The sequence below is a fragment of the Bacteroides sp. ET71 genome (genome assembly GCF_023336905.1).
Classification (GTDB): Bacteria; Bacteroidota; Bacteroidia; order Bacteroidales; family Bacteroidaceae; genus Bacteroides.
Genome location: NZ_JAMBLS010000058.1, coordinates 1 through 5,595, shown reverse-complemented (window position 1 = coordinate 5,595; position 5,595 = coordinate 1). Strand labels below are relative to the sequence as shown.

The following is a 5,595-nucleotide window of genomic DNA, read 5'->3' as shown; positions in this document are numbered from 1 at the left end:
GAGAAATACACGCGGGACAATGCTGACATTGAAAAGGAAATTCCCGTCCTGAAGCAGGTCGTGGATGAAACATGGAAAAAAGAGGATGAGTTGAAGCAACTCAAGGCCGAGCTTGCCACGCTTGACCGCAAGATATTGCTCTCCTTGAAATCCGTCGATGCGCAGGAGGCCAACACTGAAGGGGTAACGGAAATCCGGCCGGAGCCGCAAGCTCCATCGGTGGCGCAACCCGCCCCCTCAATGCCCGGCGACCCTGCCGTCCCGGCAGCATCCGAACCATACGTCCACCGTATGCCCGACTACATGGCACATGCGGCGGAGCGCAAACCGCCGGTGCTGTCAGCCATGCCCAAGACCATCAGCATCAAGGAGCTGATGAGCGCGGGCAAGGAAAAGGTCGTAATCGGCGGCATCCCCCAACCGGAAGACGGCACGGAGAAGCCGCAGGAAAAACCGAAATGGAGGATGAAGCTGTGAGCGGGGTACACTTAATGAAAAACTTGGCAACTACATATAGTAAGGTGGTTGCCAAGTTTTCTATTTCAAATCTCGCCAATACATTCTTTATATGTTTTTCACCAAAATGTATATTGAGCCTTGAACTTCGCATAAACCTTCTTTGCCGCCTCCCTTTCTTCCTTGCTTTCAGGTTTCAAGTGAGCTATCTTCTCCGCAAAGCGTTTAGCGTCCTTACCGGTAACTACCGGCGTTTCTTTAATCGGTCGAGCCATAAATCCCTGTATGTTGTAAATTATATCTTGTTTTCAATTATCGAAATGAAATCGTGCAATTTCTTTCCAACTTGATTCGCATCAGGTATCCGGCTATATGCCAGATAATTTAATTCCCGTTCATAATATCCGCCCAATTGCTTCCATAGCTCATTGAATGAACCAAGAAGGGGAGATTCTTTAATGGGTGTATGTTTCCATTTTTCCGGTGAGTCAAACATTTGTCGGTCATGCGCCGCCAGTTCTTGCAGGTCTTTAATGAAATCCTGTTCCACATATTCCATACATTCCCTATCGTCAAGCAGAAAATAGATATCATAGAAATGGCGGATTTTCCCGGTTAATCCTTGCACCGGATTATCCATAAAGGAGAAACGGAGAAGCGAAACGACTTTCTCGCACAAGGTGCGCCGTTTGTCCAGAATGTTCAGTTCAAACGGATGCAGGTCATATTCTTCAATGAAAGAGTCCATACCTGTATTTTCAAGGTAGGAAGTGATAAAGCTCTTTATTTGCCGTCTGACATATGGATAAGGATTGGCAAACGAATTTATTTCCACGACTACACGGTTGGCGACAAAATCAAACAACGGGTCATGGACGCTTGCCGGATATTGGTACAAGGCTTTCCGATAACGGGAACCCTTACTTGTCAGTTCAGGCACAACCTGTTCCTGCAAGCCTTGGGTCATTTCTTTGCAGACCTTGGAAATCAAAGTCTTTATCTGATTTCCGCTCAACTTTTGCGTGAGTACAGCCACATCCACATCTTCCGAGAAGCGGTTAATCAATCCGTACCCTTTTGACAAGGATGTGCCGCCCTTGAACACCGTGTTCTCCATATAAACGCTTCGGGAGAGTTGTTGCAATATCTTGCTTATCCAATAGTCTTTTTCGATATAGACCGGTGCTATATGGTAATATTCGGAAGCCGCGCGTATTGCATCTGCTAACAGTTCAGGTTGTTTTTCCAGTATCATTCAATCCTCCATTTCTTTTTATTAGGCAATGTATCTTCATTTATTCCCAATTTATAGACCGTTACTGGATTCAATGAATCCCATAAAGGTTGCGCTTTCGCCATGCCGCAATCGTTCTCGATGATGGTTCCCAACAAGGCGCGTACCATTGGCGGATAGGCCTCGGCCAAGGCAACCATCTTTTCCTTCTCCCTCCTGCCAAGTTCTCCTACCAGAAAAGCTATGCGCCTGTATGATGCCTCTATCGTGGTGTCGGGTATTTCCTTGATGAAGCGGATGGCATCCAATAATTGCAGGAGCGGAATATTGTCTTTGGTTATCGGGTTAGGTTGCAGGACAAAGCAGACGGTGAATATATCCCGTTGTTTCTTGTTCCTGCGTTGGTTTGTGCCGATTTGGATGATGTTGGGCACTTGTGTAGTAAGCCCCAACCGATTAAAGACGGAGTAACCGGTCAAATATCCGATGCGCTTTCCGTTCTTTTCCAACAAATCCTTCACCAACTCTTCTTGTCTGGGTTTCAACGTTCCGAACACGCTCTTTTTAGGCTTGTAGAACCGTCCTTTGGATATTTTAGCCAAGTAGCCTTCACCCGCCAGCCGATTCAGCATTTTAATGATGCTTTCGCTCGTTTCGGCAGGCAAGTTTAAGTCCCGGTAGGTAAACACGTAATCGGGCTGAAAATCTTCCAATCGTTTCTGTACTTCTCTTGTGATAATCATAATCCCATGTCCTTGGTTGTCGGTGCAAAGATAAGAAATATTCTTGTTTTTACGACACAAAACTGGAATTTTATTAGAAATGGCTCCACCCTGTCCTCCCGACAGAATGAAGCCGGTTGTTTAACTTAAATAGCGGGAACTTCCTGCTTCACAGCGGTAGAGAGTATCCCTGAACGATGAACATCCAAGATGCATTATCCACAATCATCTGAGAGTTCTTTTTCTTCTGTTTCTTTCTCCCCGCCGTTTTCATCCATTTCTTCGGGCATCGGATAAGTTTCCGACAGCTTGTCCTTCCGTGCCTGACGCTTGATTTCGTTCTCGTCGAAGTTGTTGCGGATGAACTCGTGCAGGTCTGATTCCTTGTAATAGGTCTTGTGGTATATTGAATGGAATTTCAATGCCCCGTTGTTCCGGTATCGCTGGAGCGTGCGCTTGCTGATGCGCAGCAGTTGGCACACCTCCTGGTTGTCGTACAGCCGTTCCCCGTTCAGGTAGTTCAGGTGCTTCTGCCGGTTCTCCGCCTTGTCCAGCTTGCGCGATATGCGGTAAAGTTCACCCATGATGCGCTCCATCCACGCCTCAAATTCAGTCTTGTCCACTAACATGGCCGTTCCTCCTGTGCTTTTATACCTCGCCCAGCATGTAGCTGTTCGGGCTGTCGGGTGATTTCACAATGATTTCCTTTTCCCGCATGAAGCGGATGTAGCTCTTGGCCGTGCGTTCCTTCACCTCGAACGCCGCCTGAAGTTCTTCCGAAAGCTCCATGTAGCCGATGAAGCGTTTCCGGCTGAACAGTTCGCGGGCTACCGCCACGAGTTCCTCTTCCTTGCGCCTGTCCTTTTCCTCTTTCGGTTTCTCGCCCAGATAGGCGTGCATCGCCTTCTCCTTGTCCCATGCGAATTGCATGAGCGGTACATCCAGCGGGCTGCCGTCCCGTACTTTCAGGGCTTTCACCACCGAAACGGCGGGCTTCGTGTCCTTTTCGATGGAGAGGATGGCGGCAGCCTTGCGTTGCAGTTCGCTGCCCAAGTGCCCGCGCAGCTTCAGCCCGTTGGGGATGAAGTGCAGCACCGTGACGATGCACGTGTTGTAGATGCCCGCCAGCCGGTAGAGTTCCTCTACGACGGCGATGCTCTCCGCCTCGTCGTTGGCGCAGCGTATCAGGTCGGCGATGCCGTCAATCACCACCAGATGGATGCCCCCGTATTGGTAATGGAACTTGTCCATGCTGAGCACAATGGACTTCAGCCGCTCCTTGCGGCTCATCCCCGTCAGGCAGTATGCCTTGAACCACTCCGGCATCGTGTCGCGCCCGCAACGGCGCAGCAGGGTACTTACGTTCTTGTATAGTTGCACCTCGCTCTGTTCGGTGTCATAGAACAGCACCGCCTTGCCTTTCGGGTTCCCTTCAATGGAAACGCCCAGCGTGTCGATGCCCTCCGCGTTTTCCGGTTTCACAGCACCGGCAATCAGGGCGGCCACATAGTTGCTTTTCCCCGTACCCTCCCCGCCGGTGATGCAGAGCAGGTTCCCTTGTGTTCCCAGCGGCACATCGTTCACCGATACTATCATTTGTGCCACAGGTGGCGGGTTGTTGAAATCCAACTCGCATGATTTTAATGCTGACATATCTTCCTTGTATAATGAATCCAAATGGTTTAAGAACAATTTCAATAAATCGTCGTGCGTGTGTCCCAACGCAAAATAATCCGTTACATCCTTTTCTTCTTTTGTTCCTGACAGTGGCAGCAAAAGGCGTTTCAATGCAAACGGCTTCAATTCTTCCTGCCGTTTGGCGGAAACTTCCAGACCGGTCTTGTCCATATCATACAGCAGGACAATGTGTTTGAACCGGTAGGAGAGCAGCATCAGCACAGAGGTAGGGATGACCGTCGTTTCCGAATTGAAACAGATGGCATGGAATCCGTTTGCCGCAAGGCTCATCACGTCTTTCTCACCGCCTGTGATAAACAACAAATCCCCTTTGGCGGATAATTGGTCAAGTCCGAAGCAGTAATTGTCGCCCAAATCTCCGGCATAGAGGAAACGCATCTCCGAGCGCGGGCGGTAGATTTTAATGTATTTGTCGCCTACATAGCCATACATCGGTTCCTGTGCCGTTTCAGTCAAGGTATAGCTTTTCCCTTCCTGATTGACGGAACTGAACGAATGCAGAGGCCGTACATTATATTTATTTAATGTATGCTCCGTGATTCTGGATTTGCTCCAAAATATCCGGTCTGTTTCATTGAACGCCCTTGGTACGATATTATACGGGCGTATTTTCTTTATCACCTGTTCCGGCGTGGGCGGACAAACTACCTGAACGGAAGATGTGTCCACACAATTTTCGTAACCGTCTGCCAACCCCAAATGCAGGTCATGGTCAATGATGCGCATGATTTCAACGAAATCCTTCGCGTTCCTGCAACTCAGCCCCGTCATTGTCCCTACCAACTCGAAGCAGTCCCCGGAATATTCCTCATTGCCGAAATCCTTCATCTTATACACCGAATGCCGCCGGTCATAATATACGTTGCACGATGCCTTCGTATCCTTATATAAAGGATTCAGGAACTTCTTACCGATGCGGAACGGCACGGGCAGGTAGTGTCTGAACACCGAAAGCCCCCTGTCCGTCGCCTGCAAAATATCCTCCTTATTCATTGTCTTCGTCCTTTGTTATATCCAACAACCGGTTCTTCTTGTAAACGTCTATCAGGTGCGGTTCACACGTGATAACCTTTTCCCGTACCTTTTTCTCTATTTCTGAGAGCTTGTACAGGCACTTGCGGCGGAACACCGAATACTCTACCAGTCCGTCGCTCCTTAACCGTTGCAGGGTGCGTGTGCTGATATGGAGCATATCGGCCACTTCTTGACTGTCCAGCCATACATCGTTGTCAAAGTCGCAATCCTGCAACTTGTGTTCATTCTTGGTAATGAACTCAGCGATTTTCGCTATTTGCCCCATCATCTTTTGATAGGCGGCACTTTCCATTACGATAACTTCTGTCATAATCCTAATTATTGAAATGTTTGCCGCAAAGTTCCCGATAAGTCAAAATCCGCATGGTATACTATACGTGTACTACACCATAATTTTTTTGTTCCTGCATTTTTTTTGCGGGAAAATGCGAGGTCAATCCGTTTCGGTCA

General features: G+C 48.5%; 6 protein-coding genes and 1 pseudogene. 1 reads left to right on the top strand and 6 read right to left on the bottom strand.

The genetic code is table 11. The annotated features are described in order from the left end of the window. Positions 1-477, top strand: a pseudogene (locus M3090_RS14690) (hypothetical protein); the annotation flags it as partial. A 98-nt stretch (positions 478-575) separates the two neighbouring features. Here M3090_RS14690 and M3090_RS14685 read toward each other — a convergent pair. The 6 genes from M3090_RS14685 to M3090_RS14660 all read right to left on the bottom strand — a co-directional run bounded on the left by M3090_RS14685 (position 576) and on the right by M3090_RS14660 (position 5,455). After that, the gene (locus M3090_RS14685) at positions 576-731 is read right to left on the bottom strand and encodes a hypothetical protein (protein WP_164488585.1); all 156 of its coding nucleotides are present in this window, start codon (positions 729-731) and stop codon (positions 576-578) included. Between the two features lie 20 nt (positions 732-751). Further along, the gene (locus M3090_RS14680; protein WP_072545380.1) at positions 752-1,711 is read right to left on the bottom strand and encodes a nucleotidyl transferase AbiEii/AbiGii toxin family protein; all 960 of its coding nucleotides are present in this window, start codon (positions 1,709-1,711) and stop codon (positions 752-754) included. Next, entirely contained in the window at positions 1,708-2,433 is a 726-nt protein-coding gene (locus M3090_RS14675; RefSeq protein WP_072545381.1) for a DUF6088 family protein, read from the bottom strand. The genes M3090_RS14680 and M3090_RS14675 overlap by 4 nt, the downstream gene beginning before the upstream one ends. Before the next feature lie 194 nt (positions 2,434-2,627). Continuing rightward, positions 2,628-3,041: a helix-turn-helix domain-containing protein gene (locus tag M3090_RS14670; RefSeq protein ID WP_072545382.1), complete on the bottom strand. Its 414-nt coding sequence runs from the start codon at positions 3,039-3,041 to the stop codon at positions 2,628-2,630. A 19-nt stretch (positions 3,042-3,060) separates the two neighbouring features. After that, positions 3,061-5,103, bottom strand: coding sequence for a bifunctional DNA primase/helicase (locus M3090_RS14665; protein ID WP_087211297.1), 2,043 nt, complete (start codon positions 5,101-5,103; stop codon positions 3,061-3,063). Continuing rightward, a complete protein-coding gene (locus M3090_RS14660; RefSeq protein ID WP_072545384.1) occupies positions 5,096-5,455 on the bottom strand; it encodes a helix-turn-helix domain-containing protein in 360 nt (119 codons plus the stop codon). The genes M3090_RS14665 and M3090_RS14660 overlap by 8 nt, the downstream gene beginning before the upstream one ends. Positions 5,456-5,595 lie beyond the last annotated feature (140 nt).